We start from the raw sequence: 16,090 nt of genomic DNA, 5'->3' as shown, positions 1-16,090 counted from the left end.
GCTTCAGGACTGCGGCGTCGTGTGGCCCGTCTCGACCATGAGGAAGGCGATGACGTCGCGGCGATCGATGGGGTCCGGGATGCCGGCGAAGCTCATCTTCGTGCCCTTCAGGAAGGTGCGGGGGTTTTCCAGCCAGTCGTCCAGTCGTTCGCCGTTCCAGACGAAGTCCGCCTCCGTCATCGCTTCCGAATAATTGAAGCCCGGATGGGCTCCGGCCTGACGACCGAACACGCCGTACAGATTCGGCCCGGTCATGTTCGACCCGCCTTCGGTGATGGTGTGGCATGAGCGGCAGCGCGCGAAGGCGCGGCGGCCGTTGTCCAGATCGGCTGCGTTGTATGGCGCGGGCAGGGCCGCCAGCAATGTCGCCTTCTCCGCCGCTGTCGGCACGGGCGCGGCCGGAGCCGCCTGCGCGCCCGATGTTTCGGCCGGGGCCTGACCCTGGCCGCAGCCGGTCAGCGCCAGAGAGGCGAGGACGATCAGGGCGGGGCGATTCATCGGCTGTCTCCGGTAGCGTGCGCCTGTGATAGCCCAACCATCACGGCGGACAAACCGCCTGCGGCGAGATGCCGGGCTGGACGAAAGCCAGTCGCACCTGATAATCAGTGTCAACAGGCGCTGAGTTCGCGCCGCTGGTTCACGAGCGTGATGACCGACACCCTGAAGCTCAGCCACGCCCGGAAAGGCGATCGCGGCGTCATCGTCCGCGTGGGCGACCACGCCCGGACCGACGAGCATGGGCTGGAGCTGGAGCGTCGGCTGCTGGAACTGGGGTTCGTCGAGGGCGCGACTGTCGAACTGCTCCATGAGGGCCTGTTCGGCCGCGACCCCATCGCCATGAAGGTGGACGACATGCGGGTCGCGCTGAGGCGGCATGAGGCCGCCAGCCTGACGGTGCGATTCGAAGCGGCCCGGGTCGCGGGCGCCGAATTCGCGTCGGAAGAGGTTCCCGCCTGATGGACATGGCGGTGCGGAGCGCGCGGGTCGCGCTCGTCGGAAACCCGAACAGCGGCAAGACAGCCCTGTTCAACGCCCTCACCGGCGCTCACCAGAAGGTCGCCAACTATGCGGGCGTCACGGTGGAGCGGAAGGAAGGCCTGATCCGGTCGGCGACCGGCCGGACCATGTCCGTCCTGGACCTGCCGGGCACCTACTCCCTGCGCGCCCGCAGCCCCGACGAAGAGGTCACCCGCGACGCGGTTCTGGGAAGGCTGGCCGGCGAGGAGACGCCGGACGTGATCGTCGCCGTCGCCGATGCGACCAACCTGAGGCTGGTCCTGCGGCTGGTGCTGGAGCTGAAGGCCGTCGGCCGGCCGATGGTGCTGGCGCTCAACATGTACGACATCGCCCAGCGCCAGGGCCTGCGTATCGATCTCGAACGGCTGTCCGCCGAGCTGGGCCTGCCGGTCATGCCGACGACGGCGACGCGCAAGCGCGGCATCGACGAGCTGATCGCCGCCATCGAGGTCGCCGCGGGCGCGTTGTCCCCCTCGGAAGAGAACGCCTGGACCGCGCCGGACGCCGACGCCCTGCGCGGCGCGGCGCGCGAGGCCGAGCGGATCATGAAGGCCTGCGTCCGTCCGCCGGAACGGCCCGATACCCTGACCGGCCGGATCGATTCCGTCCTGTTGCATCCGGTCGGCGGGCTCCTGATTCTGGGCGCGCTGCTGTTCGTGATGTTCCAGGCCGTCTTCACCTGGGCCACCCCGCTGATGGACGGCATCGAGGCCAGCCTGGGCGCCCTCGGCGGCTGGGTGGCGGCGGTCATGCCCGACGGCATCTGGCAGAGCCTGATCGTCGACGGCCTGATCTCCGGAGTCGGCAGCGTGCTCGTCTTCCTGCCGCAGATCCTGATCCTGTTCCTGTTCATCATCGTGCTCGAGGATTTCGGCTATATGGCCCGGGCCGCCTTCCTGATGGACCGGATCATGGGCGGCGCCGGCCTGCACGGGCGCGCCTTCATCCCCCTGCTCAGCAGCTTCGCCTGCGCCATTCCCGGGGTGATGGCGGCGCGGGTGATCGACAGCAAGCGCGACCGGCTGACCACCATCATGGTGGCGCCGCTGATGACCTGTTCGGCGCGGATTCCGGTCTACACCCTGATCATCGCCGCCTTCATCCCGAATGAGAGGGTCTGGGGCTTCGCCAGCCTGCAGGGTCTGGTGATGTTCGGCCTCTACGCCGCAGGCATTATCAGCGCCCTGGCCGTGTCCTTCGTCATCCGCAAGGTGTTCTGGCGCGGCGCCGTCGAGCCGTTCATGATGGAGCTTCCGGCCTACAAGACGCCCGACTTCAAGAGCGTGCTGTTCAATCTGTGGATTCGGGCCCGCATCTTCCTCGAGCGGGCGGGACGGATCATCCTGCCGCTGATGGTCATCGTCTGGGCCCTGGCGACCTTCCCCTATCCGCCGGAAGGGGCGACCCAGCCGGCCATCGACTACAGCTTCGCCGGCATGATCGGCCACGCGCTGGAGCCGATCTTCGCGCCTATCGGCTTCAACTGGCAGATGGTGATCGCGCTTGTGCCTGGCATGGCGGCCCGGGAGGTCGCCGTCGCGGCCCTCGGCACCGTCTATGCCGTCGCTGATCCCGAGAGCGCCACCAGCCTGCTTGGCGCGACCCTGGCGGCCCAGTGGTCCCTGGCGACGGGGCTGGCCTTCCTAGCCTGGTACGTCTTCGCTCCCCAGTGCGTGGCGACGCTCGGCGTGGTCAAGCGCGAGCTGAATTCCTGGAAATGGATGTGGGTGATGGTCATCTACATGTTCAGCTTGGCCTATCTGGCGGCCTTCGTCGTCTATCGCGTGGCTGTCAGCCTGGGCGGCGGCTAGGCTGCCGGCTGTTCGCTTGCCGAGTGACCGTGGTTGACAAGAGCGAGCCGTTGAGGCGAATCCCTTGATTGTTCGGGGGGAAATCATGCTGTCGCCGCTAAGGCCTTTGTTGTGTCGACATGAATTCTACTGGTCCGAGCGGCATCGGTCGGACCTGTGCCGACGCTGCGGCAAGACCCGCGTCGCGGTCGAGCCGGCGCCCCTGGAGGCCATTTCCGTGGCGGGCACGCGGGATGCGGAGGCGCCCTTCCTGATCGACGATCGGGACGCGATCGGTCCGCTGGACAGCGCCTTCTTCGATATTCCGGCCTCTGGCGGGCTTCCGCCCGAACCCAAGGTCCCCGTGCGTCGGACGCCGAGCGCGAAAGCTCTGAAGGCCCAGGCCTTGGAACGGCGCGAGAACCTTCTGGCTCTGCTGGATCGCATTGCGGAGGGCGGACAACCGAGCCGCAAGGAGTCCCTCGACGTCATCCTCGCCGTGATCGAAGACGCCCACTCCGCCGATCCGGTGCTGTTCGGTCAGGACGCGGCAGGGCATTTCGCCCGGCTGCATGATGCACGGAGCGGTCTGATCTTCTGAGGGGGTGAGATGGTGCCGGCTGCAGGAATCGAACCCGCGACATCCAGTTTACAAAACTGGCGCTCTACCAACTGAGCTAAGCCGGCCGCCGCCTTGACGGGCGGCCCTTATGCTGGCGCATGGCGGACGACGTCAAGACAGGTCCGCCATGCCCCTTTCATTCGCCCAGGTCGCGCCCATCCTGCTGCTGACGGCGTCGAATGTTTTCATGACTCTGGCCTGGTACGGTCACCTGAAGTTCGGGTCGAAGCCGCTCTGGCTGGTGGTCATCGTGGCGTGGAGCATCGCCTTCTTCGAATACTGCCTAGCGGTTCCCGCCAACCGGATCGGCCATCAGGTCTATTCGGCGGCGGAGCTCAAGACGATGCAGGAGGTCATCACCCTGATCGTGTTCGCGGTCTTCTCGGTGACCTTCCTGGGGGAGAAGCTGACGATGAACCATGCGGTCGGTTTCGCCCTGATCGTCGCCGGGGCCTGGTTCGTGTTCCGCGGCCCGCTCTAGGCGTCCGGCCCGGCCAGGAGGGCCAGCAGGGCGAAACTGGCCAGCCAGTGCTCGCCCATATAGTCGCCGGTGACATGGTGCAGGGCGGCGTCCAGATGGTCGTCAGCGGCCTGAAGGGCGATCGGGCGTCGCGGATCGTCGGCGGCCAGCGCTGAACCGATCTCGCGCCAGCACCAGGCTCGACTCAGGTTGAGGCCGTCCAGATGGGCGATCTTGCCGTCGGAGCGGTCGCTGACGCCGGCGGGCTGGAAAAGCGTCGCGGGCTCGCGCCGGTCGAGACGGGGCAGGAAGGCGGCGAACCAATCTGCGAAGACGTCCGGAGCCATCACGCGTCGCATCAGGACGGCCTCCATCAGCGCCGGCGACAGGAACTCATCCTGCGACGGCTCCCACGCCTGACAGTCGCGGTCGCCTGAGTGCCAGCGCAGGGCGCGGTTTCGGCACAAGGCGATCAAGGCGGCGTCGCCGGCGCTCTCCGCGTAATCGAGCGTCAGCCTCAGGGCGAAAGCGGTGTTGTAATGGGTCCCGACGCGGACCGGATAGTCGGCGAGCGGCAGGAAGTCGATGAATCGCCTTGCGAAAGCCTCGGCCAGCGGACGCAGGACGGCCCCACGGCCGCCGCCATGCCGTTCCAACTCCGCCGCCAGCATCAGCAGCCAGGCCCAGCCATAGGGCCGTTCGAAGCCCCGGCTGCCGGGGCGATCGAGATAGGCGGCTTCCGCGGCGACGTTGTCCGCGCTGAAGAGTTCGTCCGCGAGGGCTGTGATCCGAGCCGCCTCAGGCATGTCCGGATAGAGCCGCAGCAGGGTGAACAGGGTCCACCAGCCGTGGACGCAGGAATGCCAGTCGAAGCTGCCGAAGAAGATCGGATGCAGGGCGCGGGGACCCTGGACGTCTTCGGGGCCTGACAGGACGTGGTCCATCTTGTTCGGGTACTCGCGCGTCACATGGCCGAGAGCGGCGGCGGCGAAGCGGGAGGCGGTGGCGGCGTCGAGGGCATGCGTCATGTTCAGAACCGGAAGGCCAGAAAGTACATGAGCGCCATGTTGACGCCCAACAGGATCAGGGCGGTGGGAATCTGGGCCCGGATGACACCGTTCAGGGCCGAGTTTCGATCCGGCAGTTCGAGAAGATTGGCCGGCACCACGTTGAAATTGGCCGCCATCGGCGTCATCAGCGTGCCGCAGAAGCCCGCCAGCATGCCGATGGCGCAGACGATCGCCGGATCGCCCCCGAACTGCCCCACGACGAAGGGCAGGCCGATGGCGGCGGTCATCACAGGGAAGGCGGCGAAGGCGTTGCCCATGATGATGGTGAACAGCGCCATGCCCAGGCAATAGGCCGCCACGGCCAGCAGGGGCGAACTCATCGGCACGGCCTGGGTGACCAGTTCGCCGACCACGCCGCCGACATCGGCGGCGAGGAAGACCGCGCCCAGCGAGGCCAGCATCTGCGGCAGCAGGGCCGCCCAGCCGATGGAGTCCATCAACCGTCGACCTTCCTGCACCGGGGCCATGACCGGTGGGCGCAGCCATGCCATGGCGGCGATCAGGGCGAGGATGCAGCCGAGGCCGAGTGCGATCAGCGTCGTCTGGGTCGAGGAGATCAGCCATTCCCCGACACTGGTGTGTTTCGCCGCGAGGGTGCCGCCGACCGCGATCAGGGGCACGATCAGGGCGGGGATGAACAGGGCGTTCCGCCGCCGGGTCGCACTCTCGCGCCGTTCCTCGGGCGAGGTCGTCGCCGGGCGGCCGACCCCCAGCGCCTTGAGACCGCCCACGGCGACGAGGGCAAGGACCAGAATGCCGTTGCCGAGACCACCGAGCCAGGAGCCGAACAGCATGGAGGCGGCGATCAGGCCCCAGAAGAGGGCGCTGCGGATGCGCGTCGGGTGCCCGGCGTCGCGAAGGGTCAGGACGGCGAAGGCCAGGAACATCAGGCCGACGAGGATATAGGCGTGCTCGAGCGTGATCATTGGCCCGCCTCCGCATCGCGGGCGGCGAGGTCCCGCCGGATCTCCCGGTCGAACAGCAGCAGGCGCGCCCCGTGGATGGCGAAGGCGGCGATGGCGGTGGGAATGGCCCAGACCGACAGCTGCAGCGGCTCGACGATGATCCCCGCCTGTTCGAGGAAGCCGACCATCAGCACGATCGAGCCGATGGCGATGAAGATGTCCTCGCCGAAGAACAGGCCGATGTTGTCGGTGGCGGCCGACATGCCGCGGATGCGGAAGCGGACCTTGTCGGGCAGGTCGCCGCCCGCCTGGACCTCCGCCGCGCCCTCGGCCATGGGCGCGACCAGCGGCCGGACCATCTGCGGATGGCCGCCCAGCGAGGTCAGGCCGAGCGCCGAGGTGGCCTGGCGGACCAGCAGATAGCTGAGCAGCAGGCGTCCGGCGGTGGCGGCCTTGACCCGGGCGATCAGCATCCGGGCCCGCTCCTGCAGGCCGGCTCGCTCCAGCAGGCCTATCACCGGCAGGATCAGCCAGGTGATGTGGAAATAGCGGTTATCGTTGAAGGCGTCGCCGAAGGCCGCCAGCGTGTCCACGCCCGCCTTGGCCAGCGCCCGGGCGTCGACGCCGGGCGCCCCAGCCGCCGTCACCCCGGTGACGATGGCGGCGATCAGTATGACCAGCAGCGGATTGATGCGGGCGACGAAGCCCGCGACCACGACCGCTATTCCCAGAAGCACCAGCATTGGAATCTCCCCCTCGGGCGATGGTTGCGCCGAACCGGCGGCTCAGGAAGCCTTTTTCGCGCCGAAGCCGCCGCCGCCCGGTGTTTCAATGACGAAGACGTCGCCGACAGCCATCCCGACCTCGGCGGTTGCGCCCAAGCGTTCGACAGAGCCGTCAGCCCGTTCGACCCGGTTCACTCCGACCGCCCCGTCCTCGCCGCCCGCCATGCCGAAGGGCGCTGTGCGCCTGTGGTTGGAGAGGATCGCGGCCGTCAGCGGCTCAAGGAATCGCACCCGACGGACCGCCCCGTCGCCGCCCCGGTTGGCGCCGGCGCCGCCCGAGCCGCGCCGGATCGAGAATTCCTCGAGCAGGACGGGGAAGCGGGTCTCCAGCACCTCGGGGTCGGTGAGCCGGCTGTTGGTCATATGGGTCTGGACCGCAGAGGCGCCGTCGAAGCCCGGCCCGGCGCCGGAGCCGCCCGCGATGGTTTCGTAGTATTGGCGGGTCTCGTCGCCGAAGGTGAAATTGTTCATTGTGCCCTGGCTCGCGGCCAGCACGCCGAGGGCGCCGTACAGGCAATCCACGACCGCCTGACTGGTCTCGACGTTCCCGGCCACGACAGCCGCCGGATAGCGGGGGTTCAGCATTGATCCTTCAGGCACGATCAGCCGGATCGGCTTCAGACAGCCTTCGTTCAGCGGGATGGCGTCGTCCACAAGGGTCCGGAAGACGTACAGGGTCGCCGCCCGCGCGATCGACAGCGGGGCGTTGAAATTATTGGGCAGCTGGTCGCTTGTGCCGGTGAAGTCGACGACGGCGCTGCGGGCCTCGGGGTCCACCTCGATCCGCACCCGGATGACAGAGCCGTCGTCCATCTCCAGCGCGAACGATCCTGGCTTCAGCGCCGCGATGGCGCGCCGCACGGCCTCTTCGGCATTGTCCTGGACGTGGCCCATATAGGCGGCGACGACGGACCGGCCGAACTCGGCGACCATCCGGGTCAGTTCGTCGCCGCCGCGGGCGCAGGAGGCGACCTGGGCCTTCAGGTCGGCCATGTTCTGATCGACATTGCGCGACGGATAGCGGCCCGAGGCGAACAGGGCGCGGGTTTCGGCGTCCCTCAGCCGTCCGGCGTCGATCAGCAGGAAGTCGTCGATCAGGACGCCCTCTTCATCGACAGTCTTCGATGAGGGCGGCATCGAGCCCGGGGTGATCCCGCCGACGTCGGCGTGGTGGCCGCGCGCCGCGACGAAGAAGGCGGGCGCCTCGTCCGCCTCCAGGAACACCGGCATGATCACCGTGATGTCGGGCAGGTGGGTGCCGCCGTTGTAAGGGGCGTTCAGCATATAGACATCGCCGCGCTTCATGCCGCGCCCGTCCGCGCGGCCGCCGCGGGAAGCGATCACGGTGCGAATGCTCTCGCCCATCGAGCCGAGGTGGACGGGGATGTGGGGGGCGTTAGCGATCAGCGCCCCGGTCGCGTCGAAGATGGCGCAGGAGAAATCGAGCCGTTCCTTGATGTTGACCGAATAGGCCGTGGCCCTGAGCGCCTCGCCCATCTGTTCGGCGCAGGCCATGAAACGGCTGTTGAACACCTCCAGCATGATGGGGTCAGCGTCCGTGCCGATGGCCCGGCGTTCGGGCAGGGGGACGGTGCGTTCGAGGATCAGGTTCATCGATGCGTCGGTCGCGGCGCTCCAGCCGGGTTCGACCACGGTGGTGCCGGTGTCCTCCAGAATGATGGCGGGGCCGTCCACAGACGCGCCGGGCCCGAAGTCAGCGCGTTGATAGACCGGCGCTTCATGACTTGCGCCCGCCATCCGCACCGGGACCCGCGTGACGGCGACCGGGGCCTGGCCCGATGCGCCGCCGACGAACATCGACGGCGCCTGTCCCGAGGCCGCGACCGCTTCGGCTTCCAGCATCTCGACGACCAGGGCCTTGTCCTCGGCGAAGAAGCCGAACCGGAGCCGGTGCAGGGCCTCAAAGGCCGCGCGCATCTCGCTGGCGGGACCGAAGGGAACGACCAGCGGCGTATCGGACCCGGCGAATTTGATCTCCGCCCGGACGAGGGTGGTGAGCGCCGGTTCCGCGAAGCCCTGGGCGGCCAGGTCGCTGCGCGCCTGACGGTCGAGCGCGGTGACCCGGTCGGCCAGAGTCGCATCGCCCGTCGAATCGAGCGGCGCGGCCACTGTCGCCTGACGGATGGCGCGCACCTCGGCCAGACCCATGCCCCAGGCCGACAGAACCCCGGCGAAGGGGTGGAGCATGACGCGGGTCATGCCGAGGGCGTCTGCGACCAGACAGGCGTGCTGCCCGCCCGCCCCGCCGAAGCAGTTCAGCACATAGCGGGTGACGTCATAGCCGCGCTGGATGGAGACCGATTTGATCGCCTCGGCCATATTCTGCACCGCGATGGTGATGAAGCCTTCGGCGAGGGCTTCCGGGGTTGCGGTGCGGCCCGTGGCGCGGCTGACCTCGATGGCCAGCGCCGCGAATCCGGCCTTCACTGCCTCCGCGTCGAGCGGCTGGTCGCCATTTGGGCCGAACACCGCGGGGAACTGATCGGGCCGCAGCTTGCCCAGCATGACGTTGCAGTCGGTCACCGTCAGGGGGCCGCCCCGGCGATAGGCGGCCGGACCCGGCACGGCGCCGGCCGACTCCGGGCCGACCCTCAACCGGGAGCCGTCGAAGCGACAGATCGAGCCGCCGCCCGCCGCCACGGTGTGGATGCCCAGCATCGGCGCCCGCAAACGCACCCCCGCCACCACGGCGTCCGAGGTCCGCTCATAGTCGCCGGCGAAATGGGACACGTCGGTCGAGGTCCCGCCCATGTCGAAGCCGATGACCCGGTCGAAGCCGGCCGCCCGCGCGGTCTCGGCCATGCCGACCACGCCGCCCGCCGGACCGGACAGGATGGCGTCCTTGCCCCGGAACGCCTCGGCCGCCGTCAGTCCGCCGCTGGACTGCATGAACAGCAGCGGCGTCGACGGGCCGAGGTCCGCGCCGACCCGGTTCACATAGGCCCTGAGGATCGGCGACAGATAGGCGTCCGCCACGGTGGTGTCGCCGCGCCCGATCAGCTTGATCAGCGCCCCGACCTCATGGCTGACCGAGATCTGTTCGAAGCCGATCTCGCGGGCGATGGCCGCCAGCCGCCGTTCGTGGTCCGTGAAACGCCAGCCGTGCACCAGAACGATGGCCACGGCGCGGAAGCCGGCCGCCCGCGCCGCTGTCAGGTCGGCCCGCGCCCGGTCCTCGTCAAGCGGCCGGTCGAGGCCGCCGTCGGCCCGCACCCGCTCGTCGATCTCGATGACCCGATCATAGAGCTGGTCGTTCAGTACGATATGGCGGGCGAACAGCTCGGGCCGGCTCTGCCAGCCGATGCGCAGGGCGTCGCCGAAGCCGCGGGTGATCGCCAGAACGACCGGTTCGCCCTTGCGCTCCAGCAGGGCGTTGGTGGCCACGGTGGTGCCCATGCGGACTTCGTCGACGAGACCGGCGGGGAGGGGCCCGGTCCCGGCGCCGAGGATTCGCCGGACACCCTCGACCGCGGCGTCGGCGTATTGTTCGGGATTGTCCGACAGAAGTTTGCGGGTCTGCAGCGCCCCGTCCGGCGCGCGGGCGACGATGTCGGTGAAGGTGCCGCCCCGGTCGATCCAGAAGCGCCAGCCCGCCGCCGTTCCGGTCTGCGCTGCGCTCATCATCGGCTCCGACTCGGTCATTCCGGACAGCTTATCGCAGACTTCGCGGCGTCTGTTCGGTCAGAGGCCTGTCGCAGAGCCGCTTCGGTTGCTAGATCGACCCTGCCAGACCGGGGACCCGCCATGACCGAGACGATCGAACTGAACCACTGGATCAACGGCGAGAAGGTCTCAGCCGAGCGTCCGGGCGAGAGCCTCAATCCGTCGGACACCCGCGAGGTGGTCGCCCGCACCCCCGACGGCGGCGAGGCCGAGGTCAATGCGGCGGTGGCGGCGGCGAAGGCGGCCTTCACGGGCTGGTCCGAGGCGTCGCCGGAACTACGCTCGGATGTTCTCGACCGCGCCGGGACCCTGGTGATGGAGCGGCGCGAGGCCCTGGGCCGGCTGCTGTCGCGCGAGGAGGGCAAGACCCTGGCCGAAGGGATCGGCGAGACGGTCCGCGCCGGCCGGGTGCTGAAATATTTCGCCGGCGAGGCCCTGCGCGTTCACGGTCAGAACCTGGCCTCGGTGCGGCCGGACGTGGAAATCCAGACCTATCGTCAGGCGGTCGGCGTCTATGGCCTGATCACGCCGTGGAATTTCCCCATCGCCATTCCGGCCTGGAAGGCCGCGCCCGCGCTGGCCTTCGGCAATACGGTGGTGATGAAGCCAGCCGGCCCCACGCCCGCGACGGCCGAGGCCCTGGTCGCCATCCTGCATGAAGCGGGCCTGCCCAAGGGCGTGCTCAACATGGTCGTCGGGCGGGGCCGGGTCGGGCAGGCGATCGTCGATCATCCGGACGTGGACGGCCTCAGTTTCACCGGCTCGCAAGGCGTCGGCGCGGGCGTGGCGGCGGGCGCGGTGAAACGTCAGGCGCGGGTCCAGCTGGAGATGGGCGGCAAGAATCCGCTGATCGTTCTGGACGACGCCGATCTGGACCGGGCGGTGCAGATCGCGCTCGACGGCTCCTTCTTCGCCACCGGCCAACGCTGCACGGCCTCCAGCCGGCTGATCGTACAGGGCGGCATTCACGACCGCTTCGTCGCGGCCCTGGCCGAACGGGTCGCGGCCCTGCGCGTCGGCGACGCCCTCGACCCGCAGACCCAGATGGGTCCGGCTGTGTCCGAGGACCAGATGGAGACCTCCTACCGCTACATCGAGGTGGCGCGCGGCGAGGGCGGCCGGGTGGTCACCGGCGGACAGCGACTGCAGATGGAAAAGCCGGGCTGGTATGTCCAGCCGACCCTGATCGCCGACACCGAGGCGGATATGCGGATCAACAATGAAGAGATTTTCGGCCCCGTCGCCTCGACCATCCGCGTCAAGGACTACGAGGAGGCGCTGGAAATCGCCAATGGCGTCGAGTTCGGCCTCTCGGCCGGCATCGTGACCAGCTCGCTGAAGCACGCTCGTGACTTCCAGCGGCGGGCGAAGGCGGGGATGACCATGGTCAATCTGCCGACGGCCGGGGTCGATTATCACGTGCCCTTCGGCGGCTCGAAATCATCCAGCTACGGCGCGCGGGAACAGGGGTTCGCGGCGGTGGAGTTCTTCACCCAGACCAAGACGAGCTATTCGGCGGGCTGATCCGCGCCGACCCGCTCGGGCGTGATCGCAGCAATCATGCCTGCGGCGACGAGCTGGCGGACAACCTTCGCGCCGCCCGAGCCCTCGAGCTCCTCCGGTCCGAACGGTTCGCCCGACATCATCCGCTCGAGGTCCCCCCGCGACAGGCCCGGGAAGCTCTGGTTTACGGTCGAGGAGACCAGCCGGACGCCGGGCGCGCCGTCGACCAGCTCCTCTTCAATCCGCCAGATTGAGGGGCGCGCAGCATACGAGGCCGCCAGGGGGGCGTGGGCCCCGGCGATAGCGCCCGAAACGTCAGGCTCGCGGCTGGCGATGAAATCCTGGATCGCGAGATCCAGCGCGCTGTCCGGCGAGGCCTGCTTCGACAGACGCTCCATCAGGGCCTCGAACGGGGCGGCGAGGCGGGTCCGGTCGAAGTCGGGCCGGGCGAAGTCCGGCGGGAGGCTGCGACGAAAGGCGGGATCCTCGACACACACCTGAGAGATCGCTTCGAGCATCAGGTCGGCCCAGGTGCGCACAATGAGGCCGCAGGTGATGTGCAATGACGGCTGGTCGCCGGTCGTCGCCGCATCGTGCAGAAGTCCGCGTGGCACATAGGCGCAGTCGCCGGCCTTCAACACGAAGACTTCCGCCGGCTCGCCCACCGGACGGCCCGCGCCCGGCTCGAACTGCTCGCCGCGGTACGGCGCTGCGACCGGTCGATCGTAGAGCGTCCAGGTCTTCTCGCCCTCGATCTGGATCACAAACACGTCGTGATTGTCGTAGTGGGTCCGGAAGCCCTGCGAAGACGGCGGCGTCAGATAGGTGTTCGTCTGGACATGGCAGCTGAACAGTTTTTCCAGCGCGCGGCACAGGGCCGCCATGTCGCCGTCCGACTCCTGCAGTTGATTGAGGATGATGGTCGCGCCCAACTGATAGTGATGCGCGACGGCGGCCCGGTCGATGGCCCCGGACGGTGAGACGAAGGCGCTTTCCTCAAGCCGTCGCGCCGAGTCAGCCAGCATCAGCATGCCGCGCTTCAGATCGTGTTCGGCGACGATCCGGTCGATGTCGGCGATCGACAACAGCCCACGGAAGCGTGCCGGGTCGCCGTGGCGCGCCACGACGGCCCTTTGCTCATAGGAGTCGGACAGGAACCGGGCGCACTGGTCACCCAGCAGCCAGCGAAGCGGATCGGCCAGGCCGGGCAGTATCGCTGTGGCCAAGGTCGTCGACTAGCAGCGACGGCCGCGGCCGACGGGATCGCCGTAGCGGCCGCTATCGCCATCGGAGCAAGCCGCCGGCGCGCACCGGCGGCCGTTGCCGCTCGGGTCGCCGTAGGTTCCCGTGTCGCTGTCGCTGCAGCCCGAAGGCCTTGGCGTCGGAACCGCGCATCGGCGACCGTTGCCGCTCGGGTCGCCGTAGTTTCCCGAGTCGTTGTCGCTGCAGCCCGAGGCCGGCGGCGTCGGAGCGGCGCATCGGCGACCGTTGCCGCTCGGGTCGCCGTAGGTTCCGGTATCGCTGTCGCTGCAGCCCGATGTCGCTGCGCAGCGGCGGCCCCGTCCGACCGGGTCGGCATTCCCGCCGGTGTCGCCATCGGTGCAGACGGTGGCGGGAGCGGCCGGCGCGAAGCCGGTCACGGCGCCCAGGGCGCCGACCGCTGTGGCGCCTCCGAGAATCCGACCGAGAAAGGATCTTCGGTGCATTTGAGGTCGGTCAGCCATCTTTGCCCCTCATTACCCACTGCCTCAGAAGGTCAGCCTAGGACGGGACGCACGCTTGCGCAACACTGTTACGCGTATCGCGAACGCGTCGCACAACCAACATCTGCGCCCCCAGGCTGGGTGACGACCGACCGCGTCGGGGGCCGCACGAGCAGGCTCCGATGGCGGGTCGGCGCCCTGCCGATTATTCAGAAGACGGTGGCGGAGAGGGTGGGATTCGAACCCACGGTGCCCGCAAAGGCACGCCGCATTTCGAGTGCGGTACATTCGACCACTCTGCCACCTCTCCGCGGGGCCGTAGGACGCTTGGTCGAGCGAGCGGCTTCTCTAATGGGCGACGGCCTGCGCCGCAAGCGGGCTGGTGAGAAATCGCGTCAGCGCTGCGCGGGCAGCGGCAGGCCGAGGGCCTCGCCGGTGGTCAGGTCGCCGTCGATGACGCGGAACAGTTCGGCCGGGCGGCCGCCGGTGGCGGCGGAAAGGCGGCCGGTGGGCTGGACCAGACCGGTGCGCTCGACGCCGCGGCGGAAATTCTGCTTGTGCAGCGACAGGCCGGTGATGGCCTCGGCGGCGGTCTGGAGTTCGGACAGGGTGAAGGTCGGAGGCATCAGGTCGAACAGGACCGGGCGGTATTTCAGCTTGCTGCGCAACCGGCCCAGGCCGGTGGCGAGGATGCGCCGGTGGTCGGAGACCATGGAACGGCCGGGGGCGGTGCGAAGCGGCGGCCGGTCCTGGTCGCGCGCGGCCTCGGCGACGAGACCGGCCTCGTAGAGCAGCTCGTAGCGGTCCAGCACCCGGCCCTCGTTCCAGCGGTGGGCGGGCGTAGTGGCGAACAGGGTTTCGATCCGGGCCTGTCGGCGGAGATCGCCGGCGGCCCAGGCCGTCAGGTCGGCGACGATCGGGGCGAGGCAGGCGGGCGCGCCGTCGCGGCGGTCTTCCCAGGGGAAGATGTCCAGCACCGGGGTCCAGCGGGCGTCGGCGAGGGGCGTCTCGGCGGCGTCGGCGGTCAGGGCGAGGTAGCCGACCGAGACTTCGCGGCGGCGTTCCGGGCCGGGGGTGGCGCGGGGGCTGGCGCGGCCCAGGTCGCCGAAGGTGTAGAGCTGTTCGACGAAGCCGAGGCGAAAGCCGGTCTGGGCGGTGACGAAGTCACGCAGCGCCCGCTCGAACGTGCGGTCGCGGGCGGGGTCGAACGGGCCGAAGGGCAGGGCGGCGCCGGCGTCGTCGCCGGGCGTGGTCAGGACGCAGGCCTTGCGGTCGCGCAGGGCGATGACGACTGCCGAAAGGCCGATGCGGACGCCCTGTTCAGCCGGCGAGCCCATCGCCTATTCCGTGTGCCAGGCGTCGGCGGCGGGCATCAGGCCGACGGCCTCGGCCAGGACGCGGTAGCGTTCGAGGTAGCGCTGCTGGGCGACCGGAGCGGGCAGGGGGTCGATAATCAGGTCATAGCCGGGCGGCGGTGCGCCGAAGAGCGTCAGCGATTCTTTCTTGTTGAAGCCCGCCAGCTGGGTGGCTTCGAAGAAGGCGCAGGCGCGGTCGGCCTTCTTGATCAGGGTCTTGATCTCGACCGGATTGCGGGGCGGCAGGCCGAAACGGACGTGGATGGCGCCTTCCAGCCGGGCCTCGAAGGCCTTGTAGTTGACGCCCAGCGCCGCCTTGAACGGCGAGATCATGTCGCCGATGACGTATTCCGAGGCGTCGTGGAGCAGGGCGGCGAGCCGCCATTTGGGCTCAAGCCCCGGCTTGATGTGGGCGGCGATCTCCTCGACGACGCAGGAGTGCTGGGCGACCGAGAAGGCGTGTTCGCCGAGGGTCTGGCCGTTCCAGCGGGCGACGCGGGCCAGGCCGTGGGCGATGTCCTCGATCTCGATGTCGAAGGGCGAGGGATCGAGCAGGTCGAGACGCCGGCCGGACAGCATGCGCTGCCAGGCGCGGGGTTCTTTCGCGGAAGGGCGGGGCGTGACGGCCAAGGATCTGTCCTGCTTGCTGGGCAGGGTTGGTGACGCATCAGGACGCCGCGATCAAGGCCGGAGCCCTCCCTGCGGGGTGGTTATTCCCCGGCGTTGAGCGCGACGAGGTCCTTGGCGTCCTCGAAGGCGCGTTCGCGGTTCCGGTCCCGGGAGCGGACGGTGGCGATCACCAGAGGCCCGCCGACCGGGCCGCGGGCCTCGTAGCCGACCAGCCGCCAGCCCGATTCCGAGGCGCGGCTGTCGGTCAGGATCCAGCTCGCCCGGGTGGCCTCGCCCGCGGCGCTGGCGCGGATTTCGGCGGCGTCGTCCTGGGCGGTGATGCTGACATTGTCGCCGTCGCCGCTGGAGCCCGAGACACGGGCCGAGCCGTCGCTGTCGTCGGCGTCGATGTGAAAGCCGCCGATGCGGACGCTGGCCTTGTCGCCGCGGGTCTCGATGCGGACGCCGGGCAGCCGGACCGTGGCGTCTTCCCCGGTCGACTCAATGGCGACGCCGGGGGCGCGGACCGAGGCGCGGTCGCCTGAGGCGGCGGCCTGATCGGCGGCGCGTTCCGCCGTGGCGGCGGC

The 16,090-nt window shown here is 69.2% G+C and carries 13 protein-coding genes, 2 tRNA genes and 1 pseudogene; 5 read left to right on the top strand and 11 right to left on the bottom strand.

Annotation, left to right across the window (positions count from 1 at the left end; genetic code table 11):
- Window positions 1-3 precede the first annotated feature (3 nt).
- Window positions 4-498: a c-type cytochrome gene (locus tag QQJ79_RS08305; RefSeq protein ID WP_284222460.1), complete on the bottom strand. Its 495-nt coding sequence runs from the start codon at window positions 496-498 to the stop codon at window positions 4-6.
- Window positions 499-648: 150 nt separating this feature from the next.
- Between QQJ79_RS08305 and QQJ79_RS08300 the strand changes: the two genes are divergently transcribed.
- The 3 genes from QQJ79_RS08300 to QQJ79_RS08290 all read left to right on the top strand — a co-directional run bounded on the left by QQJ79_RS08300 (window position 649) and on the right by QQJ79_RS08290 (window position 3,408).
- Window positions 649-957, top strand: coding sequence for a FeoA family protein (locus QQJ79_RS08300; RefSeq protein ID WP_284222459.1), 309 nt, complete (start codon window positions 649-651; stop codon window positions 955-957).
- On the top strand, window positions 957-2,828 hold the full coding sequence (feoB, locus tag QQJ79_RS08295; protein WP_284222458.1) for a ferrous iron transporter B: 1,872 nt from the start codon (window positions 957-959) through the stop codon (window positions 2,826-2,828). The genes QQJ79_RS08300 and feoB overlap by 1 nt, the downstream gene beginning before the upstream one ends.
- Window positions 2,829-2,937: 109 nt before the next feature.
- On the top strand, window positions 2,938-3,408 hold the full coding sequence (locus QQJ79_RS08290; RefSeq protein WP_284222457.1) for a hypothetical protein: 471 nt from the start codon (window positions 2,938-2,940) through the stop codon (window positions 3,406-3,408).
- A gap of 10 nt (window positions 3,409-3,418) precedes the next feature.
- Here QQJ79_RS08290 and QQJ79_RS08285 read toward each other — a convergent pair.
- A tRNA-Thr gene (locus tag QQJ79_RS08285) sits at window positions 3,419-3,494 on the bottom strand.
- Window positions 3,495-3,556: 62 nt separating this feature from the next.
- Between QQJ79_RS08285 and QQJ79_RS08280 the strand changes: the two genes are divergently transcribed.
- Window positions 3,557-3,910 carry a DMT family protein gene (locus QQJ79_RS08280; protein ID WP_284222456.1) on the top strand — a complete coding sequence of 118 codons (354 nt, stop codon included), beginning with the start codon at window positions 3,557-3,559 and terminating at the stop codon, window positions 3,908-3,910.
- On the opposite strand, the gene QQJ79_RS08275 is transcribed toward QQJ79_RS08280, so the two are convergent.
- Genes QQJ79_RS08275 through QQJ79_RS08260 form a run of 4 tightly spaced genes read right to left on the bottom strand, consistent with a single transcriptional unit; the run spans window position 3,907 to window position 10,291 of the window.
- Window positions 3,907-4,917, bottom strand: a complete 1,011-nt coding sequence (locus tag QQJ79_RS08275; protein WP_284222455.1) for a DUF2891 domain-containing protein — start codon at window positions 4,915-4,917, stop codon at window positions 3,907-3,909. The genes QQJ79_RS08280 and QQJ79_RS08275 overlap by 4 nt on opposite strands.
- A gap of 2 nt (window positions 4,918-4,919) precedes the next feature.
- Window positions 4,920-5,885, bottom strand: a complete 966-nt coding sequence (locus QQJ79_RS08270; RefSeq protein ID WP_284222454.1) for a DUF979 domain-containing protein — start codon at window positions 5,883-5,885, stop codon at window positions 4,920-4,922.
- On the bottom strand, window positions 5,882-6,607 hold the full coding sequence (locus tag QQJ79_RS08265; protein ID WP_284222453.1) for a DUF969 domain-containing protein: 726 nt from the start codon (window positions 6,605-6,607) through the stop codon (window positions 5,882-5,884). Before QQJ79_RS08265 ends, QQJ79_RS08270 begins: the two co-directional genes overlap by 4 nt.
- A 42-nt stretch (window positions 6,608-6,649) precedes the next feature.
- On the bottom strand, window positions 6,650-10,291 hold the full coding sequence (locus tag QQJ79_RS08260) for a hydantoinase B/oxoprolinase family protein (protein WP_284222452.1): 3,642 nt from the start codon (window positions 10,289-10,291) through the stop codon (window positions 6,650-6,652).
- 123 nt (window positions 10,292-10,414) lie between these two features.
- On the opposite strand from QQJ79_RS08260, the gene QQJ79_RS08255 reads away from it, so the two are divergent.
- Entirely contained in the window at window positions 10,415-11,857 is a 1,443-nt protein-coding gene (locus tag QQJ79_RS08255) for an aldehyde dehydrogenase family protein (protein WP_284222451.1), read from the top strand.
- Here QQJ79_RS08255 and QQJ79_RS08250 read toward each other — a convergent pair.
- The 5 genes and pseudogenes from QQJ79_RS08250 to QQJ79_RS08230 form a co-directional block, all read right to left on the bottom strand.
- Window positions 11,842-13,062 (bottom strand): cupin domain-containing protein, encoded by a 1,221-nt coding sequence (locus QQJ79_RS08250; RefSeq protein ID WP_284222450.1) that lies wholly within the window; start codon window positions 13,060-13,062, stop codon window positions 11,842-11,844. The two genes, QQJ79_RS08255 and QQJ79_RS08250, sit on opposite strands and share 16 nt — an antisense overlap.
- A 697-nt stretch (window positions 13,063-13,759) precedes the next feature.
- Window positions 13,760-13,849: transfer RNA gene (locus tag QQJ79_RS08245), tRNA-Ser, on the bottom strand.
- Between the two features lie 85 nt (window positions 13,850-13,934).
- The gene (locus QQJ79_RS08240; RefSeq protein ID WP_284222449.1) at window positions 13,935-14,876 is read right to left on the bottom strand and encodes an NUDIX hydrolase; all 942 of its coding nucleotides are present in this window, start codon (window positions 14,874-14,876) and stop codon (window positions 13,935-13,937) included.
- A gap of 3 nt (window positions 14,877-14,879) precedes the next feature.
- Complete coding sequence (locus QQJ79_RS08235) at window positions 14,880-15,473, bottom strand: YfbR-like 5'-deoxynucleotidase (RefSeq protein WP_284222474.1); 594 nt, start codon at window positions 15,471-15,473, stop codon at window positions 14,880-14,882.
- Window positions 15,474-15,604: 131 nt separating this feature from the next.
- Window positions 15,605-16,090: pseudogene (locus QQJ79_RS08230) on the bottom strand (methyltransferase type 11); the annotation flags it as partial.

The sequence above is a fragment of the Brevundimonas denitrificans genome (genome assembly GCF_030160755.1).
GTDB lineage: Bacteria > Pseudomonadota > Alphaproteobacteria > Caulobacterales > Caulobacteraceae > Brevundimonas > Brevundimonas denitrificans.
The sequence above is the reverse complement of the archived record's forward strand: the minus strand, read 5'-3'. Positions and strand labels throughout refer to the sequence as shown.